This is a genomic window from Streptomyces montanus, assembly GCF_005786655.1.
Lineage (GTDB): Bacteria > Actinomycetota > Actinomycetes > Streptomycetales > Streptomycetaceae > Streptomyces > Streptomyces sporangiiformans.
Genome location: NZ_VBZC01000066.1, coordinates 24,204 through 49,905 on the forward strand (window position 1 = coordinate 24,204; position 25,702 = coordinate 49,905).

Annotated in this window: 21 protein-coding genes and 1 tRNA gene; 8 read left to right on the forward strand and 14 right to left on the reverse strand. The window is 68.4% G+C overall.

The window, feature by feature from the left end:
* Positions 1-20 precede the first annotated feature (20 nt).
* Complete coding sequence (locus FE633_RS39005; RefSeq protein WP_138049924.1) at positions 21-1,859, reverse strand: 5'-nucleotidase C-terminal domain-containing protein; 1,839 nt, start codon at positions 1,857-1,859, stop codon at positions 21-23.
* A 144-nt stretch (positions 1,860-2,003) separates the two neighbouring features.
* Here FE633_RS39005 and FE633_RS39010 point away from each other — a divergent pair, with 144 nt between their 5' ends.
* Both FE633_RS39010 and pyk read left to right on the forward strand, forming a co-directional pair.
* On the forward strand, positions 2,004-2,738 hold the full coding sequence (locus FE633_RS39010) for an SIMPL domain-containing protein (RefSeq protein WP_138049904.1): 735 nt from the start codon (positions 2,004-2,006) through the stop codon (positions 2,736-2,738).
* A 216-nt stretch (positions 2,739-2,954) separates the two neighbouring features.
* Positions 2,955-4,391: a pyruvate kinase gene (gene pyk, locus FE633_RS39015; protein WP_138049905.1), complete on the forward strand. Its 1,437-nt coding sequence runs from the start codon at positions 2,955-2,957 to the stop codon at positions 4,389-4,391.
* Between the two features lie 5 nt (positions 4,392-4,396).
* On the opposite strand, the gene FE633_RS39020 is transcribed toward pyk, so the two are convergent.
* Together FE633_RS39020 and FE633_RS39025 are read right to left on the reverse strand one after the other, a co-directional pair.
* Positions 4,397-5,185, reverse strand: coding sequence for a helix-turn-helix domain-containing protein (locus FE633_RS39020; protein ID WP_138049906.1), 789 nt, complete (start codon positions 5,183-5,185; stop codon positions 4,397-4,399).
* Positions 5,186-5,265: 80 nt separating this feature from the next.
* Positions 5,266-5,349, reverse strand: a tRNA-Leu gene (locus tag FE633_RS39025).
* Between the two features lie 98 nt (positions 5,350-5,447).
* On the opposite strand from FE633_RS39025, the gene FE633_RS39030 reads away from it, so the two are divergent.
* A complete protein-coding gene (locus FE633_RS39030) occupies positions 5,448-6,104 on the forward strand; it encodes an ANTAR domain-containing response regulator (protein ID WP_138049907.1) in 657 nt (218 codons plus the stop codon).
* A gap of 85 nt (positions 6,105-6,189) precedes the next feature.
* Here the strand turns inward: FE633_RS39030 and FE633_RS39035 are convergent, their stop codons facing one another.
* The 9 genes from FE633_RS39035 to FE633_RS39075 form a co-directional block, all read right to left on the reverse strand.
* Positions 6,190-6,906 (reverse strand): ABC transporter ATP-binding protein, encoded by a 717-nt coding sequence (locus FE633_RS39035; RefSeq protein ID WP_138049908.1) that lies wholly within the window; start codon positions 6,904-6,906, stop codon positions 6,190-6,192.
* Positions 6,903-7,811: an ABC transporter ATP-binding protein gene (locus FE633_RS39040; RefSeq protein ID WP_138049909.1), complete on the reverse strand. Its 909-nt coding sequence runs from the start codon at positions 7,809-7,811 to the stop codon at positions 6,903-6,905. The genes FE633_RS39035 and FE633_RS39040 overlap by 4 nt, the downstream gene beginning before the upstream one ends.
* A gap of 5 nt (positions 7,812-7,816) precedes the next feature.
* Positions 7,817-9,643, reverse strand: a complete 1,827-nt coding sequence (locus FE633_RS39045) for a branched-chain amino acid ABC transporter permease (protein WP_138049910.1) — start codon at positions 9,641-9,643, stop codon at positions 7,817-7,819.
* Positions 9,644-9,648: 5 nt separating this feature from the next.
* Positions 9,649-10,581: a branched-chain amino acid ABC transporter permease gene (locus FE633_RS39050; RefSeq protein ID WP_138049911.1), complete on the reverse strand. Its 933-nt coding sequence runs from the start codon at positions 10,579-10,581 to the stop codon at positions 9,649-9,651.
* Positions 10,582-10,692: 111 nt separating this feature from the next.
* Complete coding sequence (locus FE633_RS39055; protein ID WP_138049912.1) at positions 10,693-11,928, reverse strand: branched-chain amino acid ABC transporter substrate-binding protein; 1,236 nt, start codon at positions 11,926-11,928, stop codon at positions 10,693-10,695.
* 287 nt (positions 11,929-12,215) lie between these two features.
* Complete coding sequence (locus FE633_RS39060) at positions 12,216-12,872, reverse strand: Tat pathway signal sequence domain protein (protein ID WP_138049925.1); 657 nt, start codon at positions 12,870-12,872, stop codon at positions 12,216-12,218.
* Entirely contained in the window at positions 12,869-13,300 is a 432-nt protein-coding gene (locus FE633_RS39065; protein WP_138049913.1) for a hypothetical protein, read from the reverse strand. Before FE633_RS39065 ends, FE633_RS39060 begins: the two co-directional genes overlap by 4 nt.
* Before the next feature lie 111 nt (positions 13,301-13,411).
* On the reverse strand, positions 13,412-13,900 hold the full coding sequence (locus FE633_RS39070) for a PaaI family thioesterase (RefSeq protein WP_138049914.1): 489 nt from the start codon (positions 13,898-13,900) through the stop codon (positions 13,412-13,414).
* 45 nt (positions 13,901-13,945) lie between these two features.
* Positions 13,946-16,225, reverse strand: coding sequence for an FdhF/YdeP family oxidoreductase (locus tag FE633_RS39075; RefSeq protein WP_138049915.1), 2,280 nt, complete (start codon positions 16,223-16,225; stop codon positions 13,946-13,948).
* A 135-nt stretch (positions 16,226-16,360) separates the two neighbouring features.
* On the opposite strand from FE633_RS39075, the gene polA reads away from it, so the two are divergent.
* Entirely contained in the window at positions 16,361-19,087 is a 2,727-nt protein-coding gene (polA, locus tag FE633_RS39080; RefSeq protein WP_138049916.1) for a DNA polymerase I, read from the forward strand.
* Between the two features lie 212 nt (positions 19,088-19,299).
* Positions 19,300-20,358, forward strand: a complete 1,059-nt coding sequence (locus FE633_RS39090; RefSeq protein ID WP_171060303.1) for a serine hydrolase — start codon at positions 19,300-19,302, stop codon at positions 20,356-20,358.
* On the opposite strand, the gene FE633_RS39095 is transcribed toward FE633_RS39090, so the two are convergent.
* Entirely contained in the window at positions 20,279-21,133 is an 855-nt protein-coding gene (locus FE633_RS39095) for a DUF4184 family protein (RefSeq protein ID WP_138049919.1), read from the reverse strand. The genes FE633_RS39090 and FE633_RS39095 overlap by 80 nt on opposite strands.
* Positions 21,134-21,420: 287 nt before the next feature.
* On the opposite strand from FE633_RS39095, the gene FE633_RS39100 reads away from it, so the two are divergent.
* The 3 genes from FE633_RS39100 to pgfA all read left to right on the forward strand — a co-directional run bounded on the left by FE633_RS39100 (position 21,421) and on the right by pgfA (position 24,450).
* Positions 21,421-23,160, forward strand: a complete 1,740-nt coding sequence (locus tag FE633_RS39100; RefSeq protein WP_138049920.1) for a lytic transglycosylase domain-containing protein — start codon at positions 21,421-21,423, stop codon at positions 23,158-23,160.
* Positions 23,161-23,301: 141 nt separating this feature from the next.
* A complete protein-coding gene (locus tag FE633_RS39105; protein WP_138049921.1) occupies positions 23,302-23,436 on the forward strand; it encodes an SPW_0924 family protein in 135 nt (44 codons plus the stop codon).
* Positions 23,437-23,457: 21 nt separating this feature from the next.
* Positions 23,458-24,450 (forward strand): cell envelope lipid trafficking protein PgfA, encoded by a 993-nt coding sequence (gene pgfA, locus FE633_RS39110; RefSeq protein ID WP_138049922.1) that lies wholly within the window; start codon positions 23,458-23,460, stop codon positions 24,448-24,450.
* Here pgfA and FE633_RS39115 read toward each other — a convergent pair.
* A partial coding sequence (locus FE633_RS39115; RefSeq protein WP_281291324.1) for an ATP-dependent helicase C-terminal domain-containing protein occupies positions 24,440-25,702 on the reverse strand: 1,263 nt, incomplete at its 5' end. The genes pgfA and FE633_RS39115 overlap by 11 nt on opposite strands.

A 25,702-nucleotide genomic window follows, 5' to 3' on the forward strand; every position in this document is an offset into this window, starting at 1 on the left:
CGGACTACCGGACTGCGGGACTACGGGAACACAGGAGCCCCGTCCCGAGTCAGCTTCCAGTCCACCGAAGCGAACTCCTTCGGGTCCAGCGTGCCCTTCGCCGTCACCCACTCCGCGATCCGCGTACGGATCTCCGTCGACTCCGACCACACCTCCGTCGCCGACGCCACATGCGGGAACGCACCCCCGCCATTGGCCCGGTAGTTGTTCACCGCGAACACGAACCTCTGAGCGTCGTCCAAAGCAGCACCGTTGTAGGAAAGGTTCTTGATCCGCGAACCCGCCGCCTGAGCGATGTCGATCTCATACGTCAGACCCGACACATAGTCGTAGTTGTAGTCCGGACGGTTGTTCGCGTTCGTCAGCTTGTCCACATCCACCGCCGCACCGGCCGCCGTCCGCACGAAATACTCCGCCGAATACTCCAGGTACGCCCGCACCTGCGCACCCGTCATCACCTTCGCGACCAGCGTGTTGTCATACACATACAGACTCGACAGATCCCGGATCGTCACCTCACCGGCCGGAATCTCCGACGTACGCGAGAACGGCGACGCCTGCGAAATCACCGGCAACGACGCGTACTCCGTACCCGCAAGCGCCGCCCTGACCACGTCCTCCTGCACCCTCGTGATCAGGTCGATGATCGGCGCGTCCTTGTACCGCGCTTCCACCGTCGTCAACGTCTCCGTCGCCGTCCCGACCACCTGGTTCACATACGCCACGACCACGTCGTGCTCATCCTTCAGCAACCGGGTGATCCTGGGGTCGTCGGCCACCGAGTTCGAGTTGCGGACCGACGCCGCCACCGACTCGACCGTCCACTTCCCCTTCTCGAAAACCAGCTCGAAGTCGAACAGCGACAGCCGCTCCGCATACGCCAACGGCTCCGACAGGACGACCGTCTTCCCGGTCTTCTCGTTCGTCACCTTCAGCTCGGGAATCTCCACATGCGCATGCCCGACCAGGATCGCGTCGATCCCCGGCACCTGCTGCGCCACCAGCGCCGCCGAGTTCTCGATGTACGGCAGTTGATCACCGTACGAGGACGTGCCGGACGAGCCGCTGTGCGCCGACACGACCACCACATCGGCGCCCATCGACCGCAGCTTCGGCACCCACTTCGCCGCCTGCTCCTCCAGACCCGGGAACGTCAACTTCCCCTGCACATACGCCTTGTCCCAGATCGCGATCCCCGGATTCGTCAGACCCAGCACCGCAACCCTCACCGGCGGCAGACCCCGCACAGGGAACTTCTTGATGAAGTACGGCGGGAACGCCGGGCGCAACGTCTTCGCATCCAGCGCGTTCGCACCCAGCAGTGGGAAGTCACACTGCTCCTCGAACTTGCGCAACGTCTCGATGCCGTAGTTGAACTCGTGGTTGCCGAGCGCCACCGCGTCATACCCGATCGCGTTCATCGCCTGCGCCATCGGATGAACCGGACCACCCTTCGCCGTGATCGGGTCCACCTTCGCGTAGTAGTACGTCAGCGGAGTGCCCTGGATCGTGTCGCCCGCGTCCAGCAACAGCGTGTTGCAGCGGCCCTTCTCCTCACGGACCTGGTTCACCAGCGTCGAGATACGGGCCAGACCCTGCGCGTTGCCCGCCGAGTCCTTGTACTCCGCGTCCTTGAAGTAGTCCCAGTTGAAGACATGACCGTGCAGATCCGTCGTGCCCATCACCGTCAGGGAGTACCGCTTCACGGGTCTGCCACCCTTCCTCGTCCCCGCGGCCTGCGCCTCAGCGGCCCCCGCCTCCGTGGCCTGTGCGGACGGAGTCGCGACCGCGCCCGTCAGCGCGACCCCCGCCCCGGTCACGGCGGACTTCTTCAGGAACTTCCGGCGGTTCAGCGGCAACGGCATGTCTGGTACTCCTCGGGGGGTGGTCAACAACGCGCGTAGATTCTGACCCGTGCATGACGCGCGACAACAGCCCCCGCAGGTTTCGATCTGATGACCAGCACCACCCGGAACCGGGCCGCCGGTGACAGAGTGGGACGTATGACCCCACCCGCAGAAGAACCCCGACCCACAACCCCCACCACCGCCACAACCCCCTACGGCACCCCAGATGCACCCCGCATCGCCGTACGCGGCGAAGCCCACCTCGAAGTCGACCCCGAAATCGCCCGCATCGGCATCACCGTCAGCGCCCGCGGCACCGACCGCCGCTCCGCACTCGACGACCTCACCCGCCGCAACGCCACCGTGCTCGACCTCGTCAAGACCTACGGAGAAGCCGTCGAGCGAGTCGAAACCGGAGCCTTCTCCATCAGCCCCGAACTGACCAAACACGGCCGCGGCGAACGCATCCGCGCCTACCACGGCCGCGTCCACACCACCGCCGAACTCACTGACTTCACCGCACTCGGCGAACTCACCACCCGACTCGCCGACCTCGACCTCACCCACGTCGAAGGCCCCTACTGGGCCCTCCGCCCCGACTCACCCGCCCACCGCCAAGCCCGCCAACAAGCGGTACGCGAAGCCGTCCAACGAGCCCGCGAATACGCCGAAGCCCTCGGCACCACCCTCACCGCACTCCTCGAACTCGCCGACATCGGCGCCGAAAACGCCCACCCCTTCGACACGACGACCCGATCCCGCTCCATGCGCACCGCCGCCTACGCCGGAGCCGCCGAAGACGCCGCCGCCCCCCTCGACATCGAGCCCGAACGCCAACACGTCTACGCCCAGGTCAACGCCCGCTTCACGATGGCCCCACCAGAGCTGTGACGCCGGAGCCGCAACGAACGACAGACGTCAACGCGCGTCCGGCATTTCGACTCAATGGAGGGATTCGCGTCAATGGGTGAATTCGAGGCGCCCGAAATGCTCATCGGAGCACCCCGCCGCACAATTCAACACTTGTCAATAGCCCTTCACGTAAAGGTTGTTGAGTAGTCATGCCCGGCCAATTCTCTACCCGCCGGTAAGGTCTAGGCTCGAATCATGCGCCGAGCAAAGATCGTCTGTACCCTGGGCCCCGCAACCGACTCGTACGACCAGATCAAAGAACTGGTCGAAGCCGGAATGGACGTAGCCCGCTTCAACCTCAGCCACGGCTCCTACGCCGACCACGAGGAGCGCTACCAGCGCGTACGCAAGGCCTCCGACGAGTCCGGCCGCAGCGTCGGAATCCTCGCCGACCTTCAAGGCCCGAAGATCCGACTCGGCCGCTTCACCGAAGGCCCCGTACTCCTTGAACGCGGAGACACCTTCACCATCACCGTCGAAAACGGCATCGAAGGCGACCGCCAGACCTGCGGCACGACGTACGACGGCTTGGCGGCCGACGTCACCACCGGCGAACGCATCCTCGTCGACGACGGCAAAGTCTGCCTCGAAGTCACCGCCGTCGACGGACCCCGCGTCCACACCACCGTCGTCGAAGGCGGCATGATCTCCGACAACAAGGGCCTCAACCTCCCCGGAGTCGCCGTCTCCGTCCCCGCCCTCTCGGAAAAAGACGAAGCAGACCTCCGCTGGGCCCTGCGCACCGGATTCGACGTCATCGCCCTCTCCTTCGTCCGCACCGGAAACGACATCAATGACGTCCACCGCATCATGGACGAAGAAGGCCGCCGCCTCCCCGTCATCGCCAAAGTCGAAAAACCCCAAGCCGTCGACAACATCGACGACATCGTCGCCGCCTTCGACGGCATCATGGTCGCCCGCGGAGACCTCGGCGTCGAAATGCCGCTGGAACAAGTCCCCATCGTCCAAAAGCGCGCGATCAAACTCGCCAAGCGCAACGCCAAGCCGGTCATCGTCGCCACCCAGATGCTCGACTCGATGATCGACAACTCCCGCCCCACACGCGCGGAAGCATCGGACGTGGCCAACGCGGTCATCGACGGCACGGACGCCGTCATGCTGTCCGGCGAGACCAGCGTCGGCAAATACCCCATCGAAACCGTCCGCACCATGTCCCGCATCGTCGAGGCGGCCGAAGAGGACATCCTCGCCAAGGGCCTCCCGCCCCTGACCGAACGCAACAAGCCCCGCACCCAGGGCGGCGCGGTCGCCAGGGCGGCAGCGGAAATGGGCGACTTCCTGGGCGCGAAGTTCCTGGTTGCCTTCACTCAGTCCGGAGACACGGTCCGCCGCCTGTCGCGCTACCGCTCGCCCATCCCGCTCCTCGCCTTTACCCCCGACCCGGCCACCCGCTCCCAGCTCAACCTGACCTGGGGCGTCGAAACCTTCCTCGGCCCGCAAGTCGGCTCCACGGACGCGATGGTCGACCAGGTCGACGAACAACTCCTCAAGATCGGCCGCTGCCAGAAGGGCGACATCGTCGTCATCACGGCCGGCTCCCCGCCCGGAGTCTCCGGCTCGACGAACCTGGTCCGCGTCCACCACATCGGCGAGGACGACGCACCCAAGTAGTCGCGTCAGTACTTGGGCCCTACGTGGGTGTCCATGAGGGCGACGGAGGCTTTCCTGGCGACGGAGATGTTGAAGGGATCACTGCCGCGGGCCAGGGTGGTCCACTCGACGCCGACCTTGTCGAGGGTGTCGGTGAACAGCTTCCGAATGTCGTCCGACTTGTTGGCGAAGAGGTAGCGCGGGTACTCGTAGCGCTTCCGTTCGCCGGCCACGAGGCGCGTCGTCCAGTTGGTGATGCGGCAGCCGTCGGAGTGGATGAGGCCACGGATGAACTCCCAGGGGTGGGCGTCGACGATCACCTGTTGCCAGGGTTCGAGGGCGATCCGGCGGTCGTGCTTCCTGCCTGGGCCGTGTTGCGGGAACAGGCAGTGCAGGTGTTTGGAGTACACCTTCACGTTGCGGCAGCCGGTCTTGCGGACGCGGCACACGGAGTTGTCGGGGAAGACCGCACGCATGGCTTGCTCACAGTCGTCCATGAGGCCGGGCCACGATTCGGTGCAGGTGATCATCAGGTTGGGTACGCGGTGCTCGGAGTAGTGACTGATGTGGCCGTCGCCCAGGTAGAGGCCGAGCAGATAGCTGTAGGCCTGCTCGTCGAGCTCGCGTCCGTCGCACCGGGGGCAGCTTGGGTCGTGTCTCCCTGGGCACTCGCCGCGCTTTGCGCGGTCCAGGTGTTTCCAGTAGCTGACTGTGCCGGGTGGGACGTTGAATTGCCGTGCCACATCCGCGTTCCTCGCGCCGCCGCGTAGCAGTGTGAGTGCCTTCTGTCGCACCTCAGTGCCATGAACGTTCATGCGGCCACTCTGTGTTACTGATCGCGACCGTGCGCAGCAAAAAGCGGATGTTCACGAGAATGGGAACATCCGCTTCGCAGTGCCGGGTATGGGATTCGAACCCACACGTCCTTTCGGACAGAGGTGTTTGAGACCTCCGCGTCAGCCAGTTGCGCCAACCCGGCCTGAGTGCTGTTTGGGAGTGTACCCGGTCACCGCTGGCGGCATCAGCTAGGTAGGCTCTTGGGAGCAGTACTTGCCTGCCCTGGAACAAGGAGCACCCGTGACCGCCCCCGAGTCGCCCCAGCCCGAAGACGCGCCCGACGACGACAAGTCGCACGTGCCTCCGCTGACGACCCGTGTCGTCATCGCCGAGGACGAGGCGCTGATCCGTCTCGATCTCAAGGAGATGCTCGAAGAAGAGGGGTACACCGTCGTAGGTGAGGCGGGTGATGGTGAGCAGGCCGTCGAGCTGGCCCGGGAGCACCGGCCCGATCTCGTCATCCTGGACGTGAAGATGCCGAAGCTCGATGGCATCTCGGCGGCGGAGAAGATCGCCGAGGAGTCCATCGCGCCCGTTCTGATGCTGACCGCGTTCTCGCAGCGTGATCTCGTGGAGCGTGCGCGTGACGCCGGCGCGATGGCGTATCTGGTGAAGCCGTTCAGCAAGAGTGATGTGGTTCCGGCGATCGAGATGGCGGTGTCTCGGTTCACGGAGTTGAAGGCGCTGGAGAAGGAGATCGAGGATCTCACGCAGCGCCTGGAGACCCGGAAGCTGGTGGACCGGGCGAAGTCCGTCCTGCAGACGGAGTACGGGCTTACGGAGCCTGCCGCGTTCCGGTGGATTCAGAAGACGTCGATGGACCGGCGGATGTCGATGCAGCAGGTTGCCGAGGCGGTCATCCTGGATGCCGAGGAGAAGAAGGCGGCGAAGGGCTAGGGCCGCGTTTACGCGACGTACGGCGACGGCTGAGGCCCGCACCCCGAGCAGGGGTGCGGGCCTCAGCCGTGTAGCGAGCGGGGACTCAGTCCTCGCCGAGGTACGCCTTGCGTACGGACTCGTCGTGCAGGAGGTCCTGGCCGGTGCCGGAGAGCACGATGTTGCCGATTTCCATGACGTGTCCGTGGTCGGCGAGCGAGAGCGCGGCTTGGGCGTTCTGTTCGACGAGCAGGATGGTGGTGCCCTGGGCCTTGAGTTCGACGATGGTCGCCATGATCTTCTGCATCATGATCGGTGAGAGGCCCATGGAGGGTTCGTCGAGCATGAGCAGTTTGGGCTGGGACATCAGGGCGCGGCCCATGGCGAGCATTTGCTGTTCGCCGCCGGAGAGGGTGCCCGCGGCCTGCTTCCTGCGTTCTCCGAGGATGGGGAAGAGGTCGTAGGCGCGCTGGATGTCCTTGTCGATGCCTGCTTTGTCGTCGCGGAGGAAGGCGCCGAGTCGCAGGTTGTCCTCGATCGTCATGCGGGGGAAGATGTGCCGCCCCTCGGGGGAGTGGGCGAGTCCGAGGGAGACGATCTGGTGGGCGGGGGTCTTCTTCAGCGATTTGCCGTTGAATTTGATCTGGCCGCCGACCGGCTTGAGGAGGCCGGAGAGGGTGCGCAGTGTGGTGGTTTTGCCTGCGCCGTTGGTGCCGATGAGGGTGACGACTTCGCCGGCGTCGACTTTGAAGGAGATGCCTTTGACGGCTTCGATCTTGCCGTAGGCGACTCGGAGGTCCTCGACCTCGAGCAGTGTGGTCATCGGTCGTTCTCCTTGCCGGGCACGGCGTCGGTCTGGGCCGCGGCCTGGGCTTCGGCGGCTTCGACTTCTGCTACTTCTTCGTCGCCGGGGGCGTCTTCGAAGGGTTCGCCGAGGTAGGCGGCGATGACGCGTTCGTCGCCCTGCACGGTTTCGCTGTCGCCTTCGACGAGTTTTTCGCCTTGTACGAGGACTGCGACGCGGTCGCACAGGTTGAAGATGAAGCGCATGTCGTGCTCGATGACGAGTACGGCGATGCCCTTGTCGCGGATGGCGAAGACGAGTTCTTCGGTGGCGCGTGTTTCCTGGGGGTTCATGCCGGCGGTGGGCTCGTCGAGGAGGAGCAGGCCCGGTTCGCTGGCCAGTGCTCGCGCGATCTCCAGCTTGCGTTGCTCGCCGTAGGGGAGGTTGCGGGCGAGGTGTTCGGCTTTGCCGGCGAGGCCGATGAACTCCAGGAGTTCCATGGCGCGTTCGCGGGAGGCGGCTTCGGCTTTGTGGAAGCCGGGGCCGCGCAGCAGCGCGGACCAGAGGCCTTCTTTGGTGCGGGTGTGGCGGCCGACGAGTACGTTTTCCAGGACCGTCATGTTGGAGAAGAGACGGATGTTCTGGAAGGTGCGGGCGATGCCGGCCGCGGTGACCTTGAAGGACTTGGGCGGCAGGATGTTGCCTTTGTAGCGGACCTCTCCCTCGGTGGGGATGTAGAGGCCGGTGAGGCAGTTGAAGAAGGTTGTCTTGCCGGCGCCGTTGGGGCCGATCAGGCCGACGATTTCACCGCTGTTGACGGTGAGGTTGACGTTGCGGACGGCGGTGAGGCCGCCGAAGCGCATGGTGACGCCGCGTGCGTCGAGCACGGTTTCGCCGGGCTGGGCGGCGGGGGTGGCGGCTTTGGTGGTGGTGTCGGTAGTCATGGTGGTCAGACCCCTGCCTTGCTGAGGGCTGTGGGTGCTTCGGCCTCTTCGTGGAATTCGAGCTGGCGGCGCCGGTTGGGGATGAGGCCTTCCGGACGGAACCGCATCAGCAGGACGAGTGCGAGACCGAAGGCGAAGAGTTGGTAGTCGCCGAGGAACGCGAGCTTGGCGGGGATGAGGTAGAGCAGCGCGGCGCCGACGAGGGGGCCGCTGATGGTGCCCATGCCGCCGAGCACGACAGCCGCCAGCAGGAACGCCGAGTTGGGCGGGACCACGTGGGCGAACTGGTACTGCTCGGGCGTCACCGTGTAGGTGACGTGTGCCTGGACGGTGCCGGCGAGGCCGGCGAGGGCGGCGCCGAGGGCGAAGGCGATGAGTTTGACGCGGAAGCCGTTGATGCCCATGGCGAGGGCGGCTGTTTCGTCTTCGCGGATGGCGATCCATGCGCGGCCGATGCGGGAGTCGCTGCTGCGGCGGAAGACGATCACGACGACCAGCGTGATGAGGAGCATCAGCAGGAAGTAGTTGGCGAACCGCGCGATGGTGAACCCGGCGATGTCGTGTTCCTGGCCGAAGTCGAAGCCCAGGATGTTGAGGTTGGGGATCGACGAGATGCCGTTGGAGCCGTTGGTGATGTCCGGGCCGGAGGTGCCGTCCATGTTGAGGACGCCGATGCGGAAGATCTCACCGAAGCCGAGGGTGACGATGGCGAGGTAGTCGCCGCGCAGCCGGAGGGTCGGGGCGCCGATGAGGACACCGAAGACCATGGCGACGGCCGCGCCCACGATGGCGGAGGCCCAGAACGGCAGGTGGATGTCGAACGGGGAGGAGGGGGAGCCGGAGACCATGGCCGCGGTGTAGGCGCCGACGCCGAGGAAGGCGACGTATCCGAGGTCGAGGAGGCCGGCGAGGCCGACGACGATGTTCAGGCCCAGGGCGACGGTGGCGAAGATCAGGATGTAGACGCCGATGGTTGCGTACTGGTCGTCGGCCTGGGTGAAGGGGAAGGCGGCGGCCGCGATGAATGCACCGGTCATCGTCACGGTGCGGTGTGCGTGGGTGAGTGCGGAGACCCTGTTCACGAGTCCGGCCTTGGCGGTGGCTGCGAAGCCGAAGCCGGCGGTGATGAGGAAGCCGACGAAGAGTTCGTCGTATTCGGTGCCGATGCCGTAGGTGAAGACGGTGAGGCCGAGGGCCAGGGCGGCGACGATGATCAGGATTTCGGCGTACGCGGGCAGTTTGCGGGCCGGGGTGACGGTGCCGGAGGCGAAGGCCGCCTTGATGATGGCGCGCTTGTGGCGCGCGTTGTGGCGGAACTGCTCGTAGGCGGTGTCGTCGGGGTCGGCGGGGTCGGGGGCCGGCCGGTCGAAGGGCAGGGCGAGTGCGCCGAGGAGGGTGGCGAGGGTGGCGATGGCCACGATCCAGCCGCCGGGTTCGAGGTTGACCAGGCCGCCGAGCTTGGCGCTGATCGCGATGATGGTGAACCAGGCGGTGGTGAAGGCGGCGAGCGCGGACAGCTTGATGGCGCTGTCGGCGCCGGCGGGCACCAGCCAGCGCAGGCCCTTGATGCCGTATGAGGCGAGGCCGAAGAGCGCGGTGAGGGCGCCGCCGATGAGGACGAGGACCTGCAGGCCGCCGGGGTAGCCGTAGACGGTGAGGTCGCCGGGGAATTCGGCGGTCCAGGTCCAGGCGAGGAAGGTGGAGATGACGGTGAGGACGCCGCCGCCGGTGGCGAGGGCGCGCCCGATGTGCGGTGGAATGCCGATGAGGCCGGTGGGTGTGCCGGCGGAGGGGGTGCTCGGCGTCTGGGGTGCGGTGGTCTGTGTGGTCATCGGTGTCACGCCCTGTCCGCCACGCGCTCACCCAGCAGACCTTGTGGCCTGAAGAGGAGCACGAGGATGAGAAGTACGAAGGCCCAGACGTTGGCCCAGGACTGGCCGCCGAGCTGCGACATGCCGGGGACGTCGGCGATGTATGCGGTGGCCATGGTCTCGGCGAGGCCGAGCACCACTCCGCCGATCATGGCTCCGTAGATGTTGCCGATGCCGCCGAGTACGGCCGCGGTGAAGGCCTTGAGGCCGAGGATGAAGCCCATGCGGAAGTCGATCTGGCCGTATTTGAGGCCGTAGGCGACGCCTCCGACGGCGGCGAACGCGGCACCGAGGGCGAAGGCGACCACGATGATGCGGTCGGTGTTGATGCCCATGAGTTTGGCGGTGTCGGGGTCTTGGGCGGTGGCCTGCATGCCGCGTCCGGTGCGGGTCTTCATCACGAAGTAGGCGAGGACCGCCATGCTGATGGGGGCGGCGATCAGGAGGAAGACGTCACCGGTCTGGATGGTGATGCTGCCGATGTCGAAGGGGCCGCCGTCGATCTGCGGGAACTTGATCGCGGAGCGGGCCTCGGGGTACCAGGCCCACACGGCCTGCTGGAGGGCGAGGGAGAGGCCGATGGCGGTGATGAGGGGGGCGAGGCGTGGTGCGCCTCGCAGGGGGCGGTAGGCGAACCGTTCCGCTCCTACGGCGACGGTGACGGCGACCAGGATGGCACCGATGAGCATCAGCGGCAGGGCGATCACCATGGATGTGCCGTCGGGCAGTATGTACAGGGAGACCGTGAGAGCGCCGAAGGCTCCGGTCATGAAGATCTCGCCGTGAGCGAAGTTGATGAGCTGGACGATGCCATAGACCATCGTGTAGCCGATGGCGACCAGCCCGTACATGGATCCCAGTAGCAGGCCGTTGACCAGCTGCTGCGGCAGTTCGTTCACCGCATGTCCTCCGAGACTTTCGGATGTTCGACGGATGTGACCAGATGTGAGTACGCGCGGGGCGCTTGTGGTGCAGCGCCCCGCGCGGCTCATGAGTGGTGCGGGTGTGGGTCAGCCGGTGTAGGTACCGGACTTCTTCGGCTTCCAGGCGCCACCCTCGACGCCGTATACGGTGAGCTGCTTGTTGGTCGCGTCACCGTATTCGTCGAAGGCGACCTTGCCGGTCACACCGTCGAACGCGACGTTCTGCATGGCCGCGGTGACCTTCTCGCGGGCGTCGTCGGGGAGCTTGCCGTCGTTGTCCTCGACGACCTTCTTCACGGCCTCGATGATCGCCCACGCGGAGTCGTAGGAGTAGCCGCCGTAGGCCGCGTAGTCCTCCTTGTAGCCCGCCGCCTTGTAGTTGGCGACGAACTCCTTCGCGGAGGGCAGGTCCTCGACCGGCGCACCGACCGAGGTGGCGAGGTCACCGTCGCTGTTCTTGCCGGCCAGCTTGATGAAGGTGGGGTCGAAGATGCCGTCGCCGCCGACCAGCGGGATGTTGCCGCCGGCGGCCTTGATCTGCTTGCTCAGCGGACCGGCCTGCGGGTACTCACCGCCGTAGTAGACGACGTCCGCGCCGGCGTTCTTCACCTTGGTGGCGACGGCGGAGAAGTCCTTGGTGTCGGGGTCGATGTGCTCCGTGCCGACGACCTTGCCGCCGAGCTTCTTGAACTCGTCGGTGAAGGTGCCTGCCAGGCCGGCGCCGTAGGTCTTCTTGTCGTCGATGACGAAGACCTTCTTCTTCTTGGCGTCGTTGTAGAGGTACTGCGCGGCGAACGGGCCCTGGATGGCGTCCGTGGTCGCGGTGCGGAAGTACGACTTGTACGGGCGGGCCTTCTTGCCGCTCTGCCAGTCCGGGCCCTGGGTGAGGGTCGGGCCGGTGTTGGCGGGGGAGACCTCGACGAGCTTGGCGTCGTCGAAGACCTTCTGCATGGACTCGGCGACGGAGGAGTTCAGCGGGCCGACGACGCCGAGGACTTCCTTGTCGGCCACCAGCTTGGTCGCGTTCTGCTGGCCCGAGGAGGGCTGCGCCTGGTCGTCGAGGGCCTCGACCTTGAACTTGACGCCGTCGACGAAGTTGTCCTTGTTGGCCTGCTTGGTGGCGAGGTCCACGGAGTTCTTGATTCCGAGGCCCAGCGCGGACAGGTCGCCGGTCAGCGGGGCGTCGACGCCTATGGTCACGGTGGTGCCACCGCCACCGGAGTCCGAGCCGCCGCCGTTCTCGTCGCGTGAGCCGCAGGCGGTGAGTGTGAGTGCTCCCGCCGCCAGCGCGGCGGTGATGGCGATGAGTGAACGTTGACGCACGATCAGTCCTTTCGAGGCGCGGCCCTTCCCCGTGGAACAGGCCGAGTCGAGCGCCGGGACGAAGAGTTTTCGAATCCGTATGCGCGGTGACTGGGCGTGACTCTAAGCGTGTGTGGGGAACCTGGAGGAGGGTCTGGCCCATGCTGTGACGCTCTTGTTATGACACGACGTAATGCAGAGCGGTACTCAGTGGGTGGAAGAGCAGAATTCCCACCGATTCGTCCCGTCCACATCGTGAGATTACGTGGGCCTCGCCAGGCACTTTCAGTCACGTTTTGGTGTTTTGGTCATGACGTGGAGTCGTTGCTGCAAGCGACTTGAATGCCCTTCGAGAGGTCGTGTGCATAACGGTCGCCCAAGATGAAACTGTGTACTTGTATTGCGCGTGTATTACGCAGAGTTACGTCCAGGAAAGGAAGCCCGGCGTTCGCCGGCACGTGCGAGCAATCAGTCACATGCAACGTGATGACGATCTTGTGGGGAAAGCCGGTCCTGGTGCGGAAGGGGAGACGCGGATCCGACGACAGCGAAAGGCTCGCGTAGGGCTGGGTTATCCGCGTCACGGTGACCGGGGGCCCGGAGTGCGTGGTCAGCTCCACGGCGAGGCTGAAGCTCTTGGGTGCGGCGCCGTTGTGCCCCGGCGGCAGTCGCGCCCCGCCGGTGTCCTGGGGTGTGGGCTGTCTGCCCAGATAGGCGACGTCGACCACGTTGGAGGGGTACGGCGGAGGGGCGGGGGGCGGGGCCTGGGGTCGGGAGGTGTAGAGGTAGCCGCCGCCGGCGAGGAGGGTGGCTGCCGACGCCGAGGCGAGGACGGCCCGGCGGTGGCGGGCATACAGCTGTGCGAGGCGTCCGCGCGGTGGTTCCGGCGGGAACGGGTCGCCCGGCTCCAGGGTGTCCCACGCGCGTGTGCCCTCGCCCGGTTCGACAGGCCCGACGCCGCTCACTGCCACGGACCACCACTCGGACCGCCTTCGCGATACCAGTCCTCGCACCCGGCGCGTGCTCTGCGGTCGATCAGTCGCTCCGCCGCCCGTGCGCCTTCACGTTCCTTCTCTGTCCGGGCGGCGTCCACGACGTCCATCAGGATCTCGTACTGCCCGTTGGACAGGCCCATCGACTGGTAGTCGCCATAAGTGTCGTCGTCGAGTACCCGTCGCGACCAGTGCGCGACGATCCGCGTGCACAGGTCCTCGGGGGGTGTGGCCTGCGGTGACGGCGAGACGGAGCCGGTCCGCGCGGTGTCCTGCTTACTCGCCGCCGCGTCCTTCGAGTCGGACTGACCGCATCCGGCGGTCAAGGCGCCGGTCAGGAGCACCAGTCCGAGCCTCGACCCGAAGGCGGCCCCCGGCCAAGGGGCCTTTCCCGTTGTCATGCCATGACGCTAAGGCGCCGGGTGCCCGGGGGCAACGGCCCTGTGGACAACGGCGGTTTCCGCCACGGCGGTTGGACGACCTGGCTCGCGGGTGCGGGTGCGGGGTGCGGGTCAGGTCGCGGCGTGCACCTGCTGCTCGTCGCTCGCGTTCACGTCACGCAGCAGGCACGTCAGGCGCGCGCTGCACAGGCGCTTGCCGTTCTCGTCGCTGATCACGATCTCGTATGTCGCGGTGGACCGGCCGCGGTGGAGGGGGGTGGCGACACCGGTGACGAGGCCGGAGCGTGCTCCCCGGTGGTGTGTGCAGTTGAGGTCCACGCCGACCGCGATCTTGGAGCTGCCGGCGTGCAGCATGGAGCCGATCGAGCCGAGGGTTTCGGCGAGGACCGCGGAGGCGCCGCCGTGGAGGAGGCCGTAGGGCTGGGTGTTGCCCTCGACCGGCATGGTGCCCACGACGCGGTCCGCGGAGGCTTCGAGGATCTGGACGCCCATGCGCGTGCCGAGGTGCCCGGCGGAGAACATGGCGACGATGTCGATGCCGAGCGCCGCGTATTCGTCGATGACCTCTTGCGGGAACTTCACGTGGTGCTGCTCGCCCATCGGGTCAAGCTCCTTCGTCGTCGATCGTGCTCACTAAGCGAACGCTCAGTTGGTAGTGGATTGTTCCAGACGGACGACGACGGACTTGCTGGCGGGTGTGTTGCTGGTGTCTGCGGTGGCGTCCAGAGGGACCAGGACGTTGGTCTCCGGGTAGTAGGCGGCCGCGCAGCCGCGAGCCGTGGGGTAGTGCACTACCCGGAAGCCGGGGGCGCGGCGCTCCACGCCGTCCTTCCACTCGCTGACGAGGTCGGTGTACGAGCCGTCGGCGAGGCCCAGCTCGCGGGCGTCCTCGGGGTTGACGAGCACGACCCGGCGGCCGTTCTTGATGCCTCGGTAGCGGTCGTCCAGGCCGTAGATCGTGGTGTTGTACTGGTCGTGGGAGCGCAGGGTCTGCAGCAGCAGGCGGCCCTCGGGGAGCTTCGGATACTCGACGGGTGCGGCCGTGAAGTTGGCTTTGCCGGTGGCCGTGGGGAAGCGGCGCTCGTCGCGCGGGGCGTGGGGCAGGACGAAGCCGCCGGGCTCGGCCACGCGCGCGTTGAAGTCCTCGAAGCCCGGGACGACGCGGGCGATGCGGTCACGGACCGTCGCGTAGTCCTTCTCGAACTCCTCCCAGGGGGTGGTGGACCGATGTCCGAGGACGCGGCGCGCGAGACGGCACACGATGGCCGGCTCCGACAGGAGATGCGGGCTCGCGGGCTCCAGGCGCCCGCGTGAGGCGTGCACCATGCCCATGGAGTCCTCGACGGTCACGAACTGCTCGCCGCCGCCCTGGAGATCACGCTCGGTGCGGCCGAGGGTGGGCAGGATCAGGGCCCGCGCGCCCGTCACGGCGTGTGAGCGGTTGAGCTTCGTGGACACGTGCACCGTGAGGCGGGCGCGGCGCATGGCCGCCTCGGTGACCTCGGTGTCGGGGGAGGCCGACACGAAGTTGCCGCCCATCGCGAAGAAGACCTTCGCCTTGCCGTCGCGCATGGCGCCGATGGCCCGTACGACGTCGTAGCCGTGCTCGCGCGGTGGCGCGAAGCCGAACTCCTTCTCCAGGGCGTCCAGGAAGGCCGGCGCGGGCCGCTCGAAGATGCCCATGGTGCGGTCGCCCTGCACGTTCGAGTGGCCGCGCACCGGGCACACCCCGGCGCCCGGGCGGCCGATGTTGCCGCGCAGCAGAAGGAAGTTGACGACCTCGCGGATGGTCGGCACGGAGTGTTTGTGCTGGGTCAGGCCCATGGCCCAGCACACGATGGTGCGCTGGGAGGCGAGGACCATGCGCAGGGCCTCTTCGACCTTCGCCCGCTCCAGGCCGGTCGCGGTGAGCGTCTCGTCCCAGTCGGCGGCGCGGGCGGCGGCCGCGAACGCCTCGTACCCGTGGGTGTGCTCGCGGACGAAGTCCTCGTCGACCGCGTCGTCCGTCTCGAGGATGAGCTTGTTCAGGAGGCGGAAGAGGGCCTGGTCGCCGCCGATGCGGATCTGCAGGAACAGATCGGTGAGCGCGGCGCCCCTGAGCATGCCCTGGGGGGTCTGCGGGTTCTTGAAGCGCTCCATGCCCGCTTCGGGGAGCGGGTTCACGGTGATGATCCTCGCGCCGTTCGCCTTCGCCTTCTCCAGGGCGGAGAGCATGCGCGGGTGGTTCGTGCCCGGGTTCTGCCCGGCGACGATGATCAGGTCCGCCTTGTAGAGGTCGTCGAGGAGGACGCTGCCCTTGCCGATGCCGAGGGTCTCGCTGAGCGCGGACCCCGACGACTCGTGGCACATGTTGGAGCAGTCCGGCAGGTTGTTCGTACCGAACTCGCGGGCGAAGAGCTGGTACAGGAACGCCGCTTCGTTGCTGGTGCGGCCCGAGGTGTAGAAGAGGGCCTCGTCGGGGGAGTCGAGGGCGGTGAGCTCCTCGGCGACGATGTCGAAGGCCCGCTCCCAGGGCACCGGCTCGTAGTGGTCGGCGCCCTCCGCCAGATACATGGGCTGGGTGAGGCGGCCCTGCTGGCCCAGCCAGTAGCCGCTGCGGGTCGCGAGGTCCGCCACCGGGTGCGCGGCGAAGAAGTCCGGGGTGACCCGGCGCAGTGTCGCCTCCTCGGCGACCGCCTTCGCACCGTTCTCACAGAACTCCGCGGTGTGCCGGTGCTCCGGCTCGGGCCAGGCGCAGCCAGGGCAGTCGAAGCCGTCCTTCTGATTGACCCGGAGCAGGGTGAGCGCCGTGCGCCGCACACCCATCTGCTGCTGGGCGACGCGCAGGGTGTGCCCGATGGCGGGCAGCCCGGCCGCCGCGTGCTTGGGCCCGGCGACCTGCGGCGCGTCCTGAACCGGATCACCCTGGGGCGGCTTGCCGGCCATCTCGGCCCTCCTCTTCGAGCACATGTGTGAGGTACTCCTTTGATCCTGCCACGTGACAGTGACAACGACCTGGCCCGGGCCGAGGCGGGGAACGGGCGGGGCTCGTTGTCAGTGGGGCGTGGCAGGATCGGGGGCGTGGCAGAAACAGCATCGAAGAAGACCGAGAAGACCTCCGGCGGCGGGCGCCCGCGGCTGATGCTCATGGACGGGCACTCGCTGGCGTACCGAGCGTTCTTCGCGCTGCCCGCGGAGAATTTCACGACGGCGACGGGACAGCCGACGAACGCGATCTACGGCTTCGCGTCGATGCTGGCCAACACCCTGCGCGACGAGGAGCCCACGCACTTCGCGGTGGCGTTCGACGTGTCCCGCAAGACCTGGCGCTCCGAGGAGTTCACGGAGTACAAGGCGAACCGTTCCAAGACACCGGACGAGTTCAAGGGCCAGGTCGAGCTGATCGGCGAGCTGCTGGACGCGATGCGCGCCGAGCGGTTCGCCGTCGACGGCTTCGAGGCGGACGACGTCATCGCCACGCTCGCCACGCAGGCCGAGGCCGAGGGCTTCGAGGTGCTGATCGTCACCGGGGACCGGGACTCCTTCCAGCTGGTCTCCGAGCACACGACCGTGCTGTATCCGACGAAGGGTGTCTCCGAGCTGACGCGGTTCACACCGGAGAAGGTCTTCGAGAAGTACGGGCTGACGCCCACGCAGTACCCCGACTTCGCGGCCCTGCGCGGCGACCCGTCCGACAACCTGCCGGGCATTCCGGGCGTCGGGGAGAAGACCGCCGCGAAGTGGATCAACCAGTTCGGGTCGTTCGCGGAGCTCGTGGAGCGGGCCGAGGAGGTCAAGGGCAAGGCGGGGCAGAATTTCCGCGACCATCTGGAGTCGGTCAAGCTCAACCGCCGGCTGACGGAGCTGGAGCGGCATGTGGAGCTGCCCAGGACGGTCGCCGACCTGGAGCGCGCCGCGTACGACCGCAAGGCCGTCGCGGTGGTCCTGGACACCCTGGAGATCCGTAATCCGTCGCTGCGTGAGCGGCTGCTGGCCGTCGACCCGGGGGCCGACGAGGCCGAGCCCCGGCAGGTGGTCGCCGAGGGCGTGGCGCTCGAGGGTGCGGTGCTCGGCGCGGGCGAGCTGAAGTCGTGGCTCGCCGAACACGGCACGGAGGCCCTCGGTGTAGCAACGGTCGACACCTGGGCGCTGGGTACGGGTCACGTCGCCGAGGTCGCGCTCGCCGCGGCCGCCGGACCCGCCGCGTGGTTCGACCCGTCGCAGCTGGACGAGGGCGACGAGAACGCGTTCGCGCAGTGGCTCGCCGATCCGGAGAAGCCCAAGGTGCTGCACAACGCCAAGGGCGCCATGCGGGTCTTCGCCGAGCACGGCTGGAGCATCACCGGTGTCTCGATGGACACCGCGCTCGCCGCCTATCTGGTCAAGCCCGGACGCCGCTCCTTCGACCTGGAGGCGCTGTCACTGGAGTACCTCGGCCGGGAGCTGGCGCCGGCCGCGGCGGCCGACGGGCAGCTCGCCTTCGGCGCCGACGAGACTGCCGAGGCCGAGGCGCTGATGGTGCAGGCCCGGGCCGTCCTCGACCTGGGCGAGGCCTTCGGCGGCCGGCTGCAGGAGGTCGGCGCGGCCGATCTGCTGGGCGACATGGAGCTGCCGACGTCGGCGCTGCTCGCCCGCATGGAGCGGCACGGTATCGCCGCGGACCGGGCCCATCTCGAAGCCATGGAGCAGATGTTCGCGGGCGCCGTGCAGCAGGCCGTGAAGGAGGCGCACGCGGCGGCCGGGCACGAGTTCAATCTGGGCTCGCCCAAGCAACTGCAGGAAGTCCTCTTCGGTGAACTGGGCCTGCCCAAGACGAAGAAGACGAAGACGGGCTACACGACGGACGCGGATGCCCTGGCATGGCTGGCCACCCAGACCGACAACGAACTGCCGGTCATCATGCTCCGCCACCGTGAGCAGGCCAAGCTGCGGGTCACCGTCGAAGGCCTGATCAAGACGATCGCCGCGGACGGCCGCATCCACACCACCTTCAACCAGACGGTCGCCGCCACGGGCCGTCTGTCGTCCACGGACCCGAACCTCCAGAACATCCCGGTGCGTACGGATGAGGGCCGCGCGATCCGCCGGGGCTTCGTGGTCGGTGAGGGCTTCGAGTCCCTCATGACCGCGGACTACAGCCAGATCGAGCTGCGCGTGATGGCCCACCTCTCCGAGGACGCGGGCCTGATCGAGGCGTTCACCTCGGGCGAGGACCTGCACACGACGGCGGCCTCGCAGGTGTTCGCGGTCGAGCCCGCCGCGGTGGACGCGGAGATGCGGCGCAAGATCAAGGCGATGTCGTACGGCCTGGCGTACGGTCTGTCGGCCTTCGGCCTCTCCCAGCAGCTGAACATCGACGCGGGCGAGGCACGTGCCCTGATGGACGCGTACTTCGAGCGGTTCGGCGGCGTGCGGGACTATCTGCGCCGGGCCGTCGACGAGGCGCGGGCGACGGGCTACACGGCGACACTCTTCGGGCGTCGCCGCTACCTCCCGGACCTCAACAGCGACAACCGTCAGCGCCGCGAGGCGGCCGAGCGCATGGCCCTCAACGCGCCCATCCAGGGCACGGCCGCCGACATCGTCAAGATCGCCATGCTGAACGTCGACCGGGCGCTGACCGAGGCGAACCTCAAGTCCCGCATGCTCCTTCAGGTCCACGACGAAATCGTCCTGGAAATCGCCCCGGGCGAGCGGGACTTGGCCGAGGAACTCGTCCGCCGGGAAATGGCGGACGCGGTGCGCCTGAGGGCGCCCCTCGACGTGTCGGTGGGCTCCGGCCACGACTGGGAGTCGGCGGCGCACTAGCCTCCGGCGGACCGGGGATGGGGTGCCCCTTTTCGACAAGGGGCGCCCCCACGGGCAACCGGAGCAGGGCACCTGTCCGGAGAAGAGCCCCTGCCTGGTGCGGGACCTTCTCCAAGGGCCCTCGCCTGACGCGGGCCTGTGTCCGAGGACCCTGTCACCCGCGTGGCCCCCGAGCGGGAGCCGCGGGCGCGGTGCGCCCGGAGGATGCGGGCATGGGTCCTCACATACGGCACTGCCGCACGGCACTCGTCGCAGCACTCGCGTCGGTGCTGCTCACGCCGATACCTGCCCTGGCGAACGGCGCCAGCAGCCCCCGAACCCCGACCGGAGACGCCACTCGCCGCGTCCCGGCGGGCAGCGCGGGCCATCGCACGCTTGCGGACACCCCCGGTCCTGGCCCCCTCGCGGTCGCCCCCTGCCACTCCGCCCGCGACCCCGAGCGCGCCGCCCGCCTGTCCCGGGACATCCGGGCGGTCGTGTCGTCCAGGCACGGCACCGTCTCCGTGGCGGTGGCCGACGCCTCCGGACTGACCTGCGCGTACGCGAGTGAGCTGCGGTACGACTCGGCGAGCGTCGCCAAGGTGCTGATCATGGAGGGCGTGCTGCGGCGGGCGGATGAACTGCGGCGCAGACTCACAAGCTGGGAAGCGGCCAACATACGGCCCATGATCGTCAGCTCGGACAACACCGCCGCCGGGCGCCTCTGGGCCGCCTTGGGGCACAGCTACCTGAACCGTTTCCTCACCCGCACCCGCACCCGCGCCACCGTCCTCGGCCCCGGCCGCTACTGGGGCCTGACCCGCACCACGGCCGCCGACCAGTTGCGGCTGCTGGGTGTGCTGACGAATCCCAGCTCCTTCCTGCGCTCCCGCGCGTACGGCCTGAAACTGCTCAGCGAGGTCCGCCGCGACCAGCGTTGGGGCGTTCCCGCGGGCATGCCGAGCGGTCTGACGGCGCACGTCAAGAACGGCTGGCTGCCCAGAGCGACGCACGGCTGGCGCGTGCACAGCGTCGGCGCGTTCACGGGCCAGGGCCGCAGCACGTACCGCATCGTCGTCCTGTCCCACGACAACCCGACGATGGCGTACGGCGTCGGCACCATCGAGCGCATAGCCCAGGCCGTGCACCGCGGGCTGGATCAGGGCCGCGACGGCGGCCCGACAGATGACGCCCTCACCCCGGAGAGCGAGATCAGCGAGGAGTCGGACGGCTCCGCTCCGTACGATCCGCTGCCGGGCTGGGACGAGCCGGAGCCGGACGCCACACCCTGACACCGACGCCGTACGCGAGCAGACCGATGGCCAGCCCGGCCCCCGCCCCGAAGCACACGGTGGGAATCAGCTCCCAGGGCTCGGCACTCGACCCCCAGTAGTCCCACCACCGCACCGCCCTCTGCACCGCGGCCACCGCCGCACAGCCACCGATCACCAGCACGGCGAGCCACCGGTCCCGTACGGACAACACCGGCAGCCCCACGAGTTCCACGGCCGGCAGTCGCCGCAGAGAGACCCCCAGAAAGACCGCGATCACCACCGCGGCCACCGCCGAACCCCCGTACTGCAGATACCAGTACAGCGGTGAGCCCGCGATCTCCTGTCCCAGCACGGGGAACAACCGCATCCCCCACCGGTCGAGATGCGTGAACGCGTCCCACACCACATGCGTCAGCGCGCCGAGCGCCGCGGACACGTACCACCACAGCGCGAGCGACGGACTGAAGGGGGCACGTGGCGCACCGCACCGCACCAGGGAACCCGTACGGCCCTGCCAACTCGGCGGCAGCAACGCGACCAACGGCTCGCGCAGCAGCAGCCATGCGCCCACGAGTGCCCAGGTGATGAGGACGTCGACCGTGAACACTCCGGCGAAGGAGTGCGTGACGTCGCCGAACTCCATCGCCCCGGGCAACGCGCCGGCCGCGTAATAGGTCAGATCGGGCGCGAACGAGCCGGCCACGAGTACCGCGGGGACCAGCGGGCCACGGCCGGTTCCATCAGCGCGTACGGCGGGCAGGACAGCCGCGGCATGGCTGAGAGTGAACGGCAACTGGGCTCCCCGCGAACGAAATTGACCGAGCCTGACGGTCCCTGGAGTTGACCGAGCCTGGCGGGCCTTGATCGGTGACGCCCAGTATGCGGGACGGGCGGCGTATGGTCCCGGACACCCGGGTAGGCGAAAACGGATCCGGCCAACCGGTGAAAAACGGGCACGAACAACTGTCTGCGCGACAGAAGTTGTCGTAGGGTCACCTGGGTCGCCGTGCTGGGCAGTACGGCCGGGACCGCAAGGTAGCGCGCGGAGCGCGGCGCTCGTCGACGGGAGGGGTTCACGCAATGGCGGCGCAATTCGGTCGAAGGCTGGCCAAAGGAGCGGCAACCACCGCTGTGGCGGCGGCCGCGGTCGCGGCCCTCTCCGCCTCCCAGGCACCGGGCGTGACCGACACTTCGCAGGGCCGGCAGAACACCGGCTCGCAGCCCTCACCCGAGGCCGGCGACGACACCAGCGCGACCGGCAACTCGCCGTACTACACGGACCTCCCGCCGCTCAACAGCCCTGCCCCGACACCCGGCACGGGGACCCCCACCGGCACGGGCGACGTCGAAGCGGGCATACCGGCGACCGTTCTCGACGCCTACAAGAAGGCCGAGGCGGCGCTGCGCGACGCCAAGCCCGGCTGCAACCTGCCCTGGGAACTCCTCGCCGCCATAGGCAAGGTCGAGTCCGGCCAGGCCCGCGGCGGCCGAGTCGATGCCGACGGCACCACGCTCAGCCCGATCCTCGGCCCCGTCCTCAACGGCAACGGCTTCAAGAAGATCACCGACACCGACGGCGGTGCGTACGACGGGGACAGCACCCACGACCGGGCCGTCGGCCCCATGCAGTTCATCCCTTCCACCTGGGCGTGGTCCGGCCGCGACGGCAACGGCGACGGCGAGAAGGACCCCAACAACATCTACGACGCCGCCCTCGCCGCTGGCCATTACCTGTGCCGGGCGGACCGCGACCTGTCCGTCGAGAAGGACCTGAACCGCGCGATCCTCAGCTACAACCAGTCCACGGACTACCTGAACCTGGTCCTGACGTGGCTCGACTACTACCGCAAGGGCACGCACGAGGTGCCGGACGGCACGGGCACGCTGCCCTCCGGCCGCAGCGACGACTACAGCGGCGCGAGCCCCACTCCCACCCCGCCGTCGAGGACTCCCGGTACGTCGAAGCCGAGTACCCCGTCGACCGGCGGCGATTCCACGAGCCCGACCCCGCCGAGCTCCACGCCGCCGTCGAGCACGCCCCCGTCGAGCACACCGCCCCCGACATCCCCGCCCTCCACGCCCTCCACGCCCACCGACACGGTGGACCACCTGGAGAACGCGGGCACCGGCAAGCTCACCGCGACCGCCGGTGACGCCTTCACCGAGCGGATCGCCACGCGCGCCGAGACAAAGGCCGGAAAAGCCGTGCCGAAGGTCAGGGTCCGCTTCACGATCGTCGGCGACACGGACGCTGCCTTCACCGGTGGCGAGAGTGTCGCGACGGTCCTCACCAACAGCTCCGGCGTGGCCACCGCGCCCGCGCTCAAGGCCGGCGAGAAGACCGGTGACTTCGAGGTCCGCGCCACCGTCGTCGGCCGCAGCGTGTCCGGCCTCGACTACGCGGCGACGGTCACCGCCCGCCAGGCCGATGCCCTCGTGCGTACCAGCAGCACCGCGCTGACCTGCGTAGCGGGCGGCGAGTTCGCGAACCAGGTCGAGGTGAAGGCCACGTACAAGGGCGCCGTCGCCGACGGTGTCGCGGCTACCGCCACGCTCATCAAGTCGGCGGACGACGCCACCGAGAACGACAAGGGCCCCTACTTCAAGGACGCGGACGGCAAGACCATCCGCACCCTGAAGGGCCTCAAGACGGACGCGAACGGCCTGCTGAAGCTGCCGAAGCTGTACGCGGACGACACCACCGGCACGTTCCTGCTGCGTATCAACACCACCGGCGGCGCGACGCTGACGGTCGAGTTGAAGGTGGAGGCGGCCGCCTCGTCGAGTCCCAGCACCTCGCCGAGCCCCAGCGCCCAGTAAGCCCTGAGTCACTGGCGCCCCCTCCGCCGAGTCGGCGGAGGGGGCGCCGTTGTCCGTGTGCGCAACGTGTTCTCATCTCGCCCCGCCGTTGCTACGGTGCCCCAGCCCTGACGCTCCATCAGCTAACCGGGGAGGCTCCGCATGCGCGTCCTCATCGCCGCCGCGACCGGTCTCGCCGTCGCGCTCGCGCTGGTCTTCACGCTCACGGCCATCGGCACACCGGCCGGCACGACCTCACCGAAGCCGCTGCTGACCACCGTCCCCGAGCACCCCTGACCCGTAGGGAGGGCCGCCGAGATGCGCCGCAAGGCCAGCCTGATCCTGCTCGCCCTCGCCGTGTTCTGCACGGCACTGTCTCCGCTGCTGCGCTGGTACGCCTTTCCCCGGCTCGCCAAGATCCCGGCCAACCAGTACCAGGACATGGTCCTCGAAGCGAAGGACGCGACGCTCCTCGACTACGGCTCCATGAAGGCCCGGAAAGTCGACAAGGTCTCCATCGTGCAGACCCTCAGGGGCAACGTCGAGGCATCCGAGAAGATCGAGAAGACCGCGGGCCGCGACGTCGTCGTCTGGGACGGCCTGTCCTACGTCCAGGGCCCCGACGGCAAGATGGTCTCCAAGATCCCCGAGCGCTACATCTTCGACGCGCACACCCAGGAGCCCGTCCACGCCACCGGCGAGATGGTCGACGGCGACCCCGTCAGGCGCGAGGGCATCGAGTTCAAGTGGCCCTTCCTGACCGAGAAACGGGACTACGAGTACTTCGACGCGCAGGCCCGTATCACCGCACCCATCCACTACAAGGGCACACAGGACTTCCGGGGCGTGAGCGTCTACTACTTCGAGCAGACCATCCCCTGGACGAAGGTCCCCTTCCCGAAGGCCATGCCCGTCAAAGGCATCACCCCGGAGTCGGTCGCCAAGACCGGCACGACCCGCTGGTACACCACGGTCCGCAAGTTCTGGGTCGAACCCGTCACGGGAGCGCCCGTCTACGGCGAGGAGATCCACCAGGAGGAACTGCGCGGCGGCACGCTCCTGGGGGGCCGTGACAAGGTGACCGCGTTCTCCGGCCACGTCAAAATACGCGAGGACTACATCGAGTCGACGGTCGACCTGGTCAAGTCCCAGCGCCTCCTGGTCCTTTCGCTGACGACCTACCTGCCGTGGGGGTTGCTGGTCCTGGGTGTCGCGCTGCTGTCGCTGTCCCTGTACCTGGAGGCCCGCAGCCGACGCCCCGGTGACCCGTCGCCCACGCAAGAGCGCGATCCCGAACCGGTCAGCGCCTGAGGCGTGCGTTCGTGTGCCGGGTCGGCTCGGCCGTCGCGGGGTCCTCGGGCCACGGGTGCTTCGGATACCGCCCGCGCAGTTCGGCCCGCACGCCCCGGTACCCGTCCCGCCAGAAGGAGGCGAGGTCGGACGTGACGGCGGCGGGCCGCCCGGCGGGCGACAGCAGATGCACCAGTACGGGCACACCGGCGACGGCCGGGGACTCCTGCAGCCCGAACATCTCCTGCAACTTCACCGCGAGCACGGGCCGTTCGGGATCCGCGTAGTCGATCCGGATTCTGGACCCGCTCGGCACCTCGATCCGCTCGGGCGCCAGCTCTTCGAAGCGTGCCGCGTCCCCCGAGGCCCACGGCAACAGCCGGCCGAGGGCCTGCCCGGCGTCGATCCGCCCGAGATCGGCACGCCGCCGCGCCCGGCTCAGCTCGGGCTCGAGCCATTCGTCCACGCGCGCGTGCAGGACGTCGTCCGACACCTCGGGCCAGGGAGCCCCCAGATGGTGACGCAGAAACCCGAGCCGCTGCCGCAGCACCTCGGCATCCCGCGACCACCGCAACAGCCCCAGCCCCTCCTCCCGCAACCCGTCCAGCAGCGCATCGCGTACGAGCCCGGCGTCGGCGTCCCGCAGCGGCCGCACCGTCAACTCCACGGCACCCAGCCGCTCGACGCGCCGGGCGACGACGTCCCCGTCGGCCCAGCGGACCTCCTCACTCTCGCCGTACAGGGCCCCGGCGGCCCGCCGGGCGGTCTCCTCGTCGATCCTCGCCCCGAGCCGCACGCGCGCGAGCCCCGCTCCCACGGGCCGGTCGGCCACGGCGACCGCGAGCCACGCAGCCTCCCGCAGCCCCGTCCCGTCCCCGAGCTCGGCCCTCGTACCGGACACCATCAGGTACGAGCCGCCCCCGGCCCGGGCGACCCGCTCAGGAAACGCGAGGGCGGCGACGAGACCCGCGGCGTGGTGGTCGTCAACGGGGCTGTCCGGCGCGCTGGTCGCACCGGTATCGGGTGTGTGAGCCGACTGTCCGTCCGCTCCTGGCCCGGCGGTGGGTTCTGCGTTCCGCGCCGAGGCCGCGGGCGCCGCCGCGGCACCCAGCCGCCGCGCCTCCGCCCTCCAGCGAGCCGCATAGGCGTCACCGCCGCGCCGGGCGGTGCGCCAGACCGCCGCGAGGTCGTCGCCGTACTCGCGAGGCGGCTCCTCGGAGAGGAGGGCGACCACCTCGGCGGCGCGCACGGGGCCCACCGCGGGCGCCGCGTC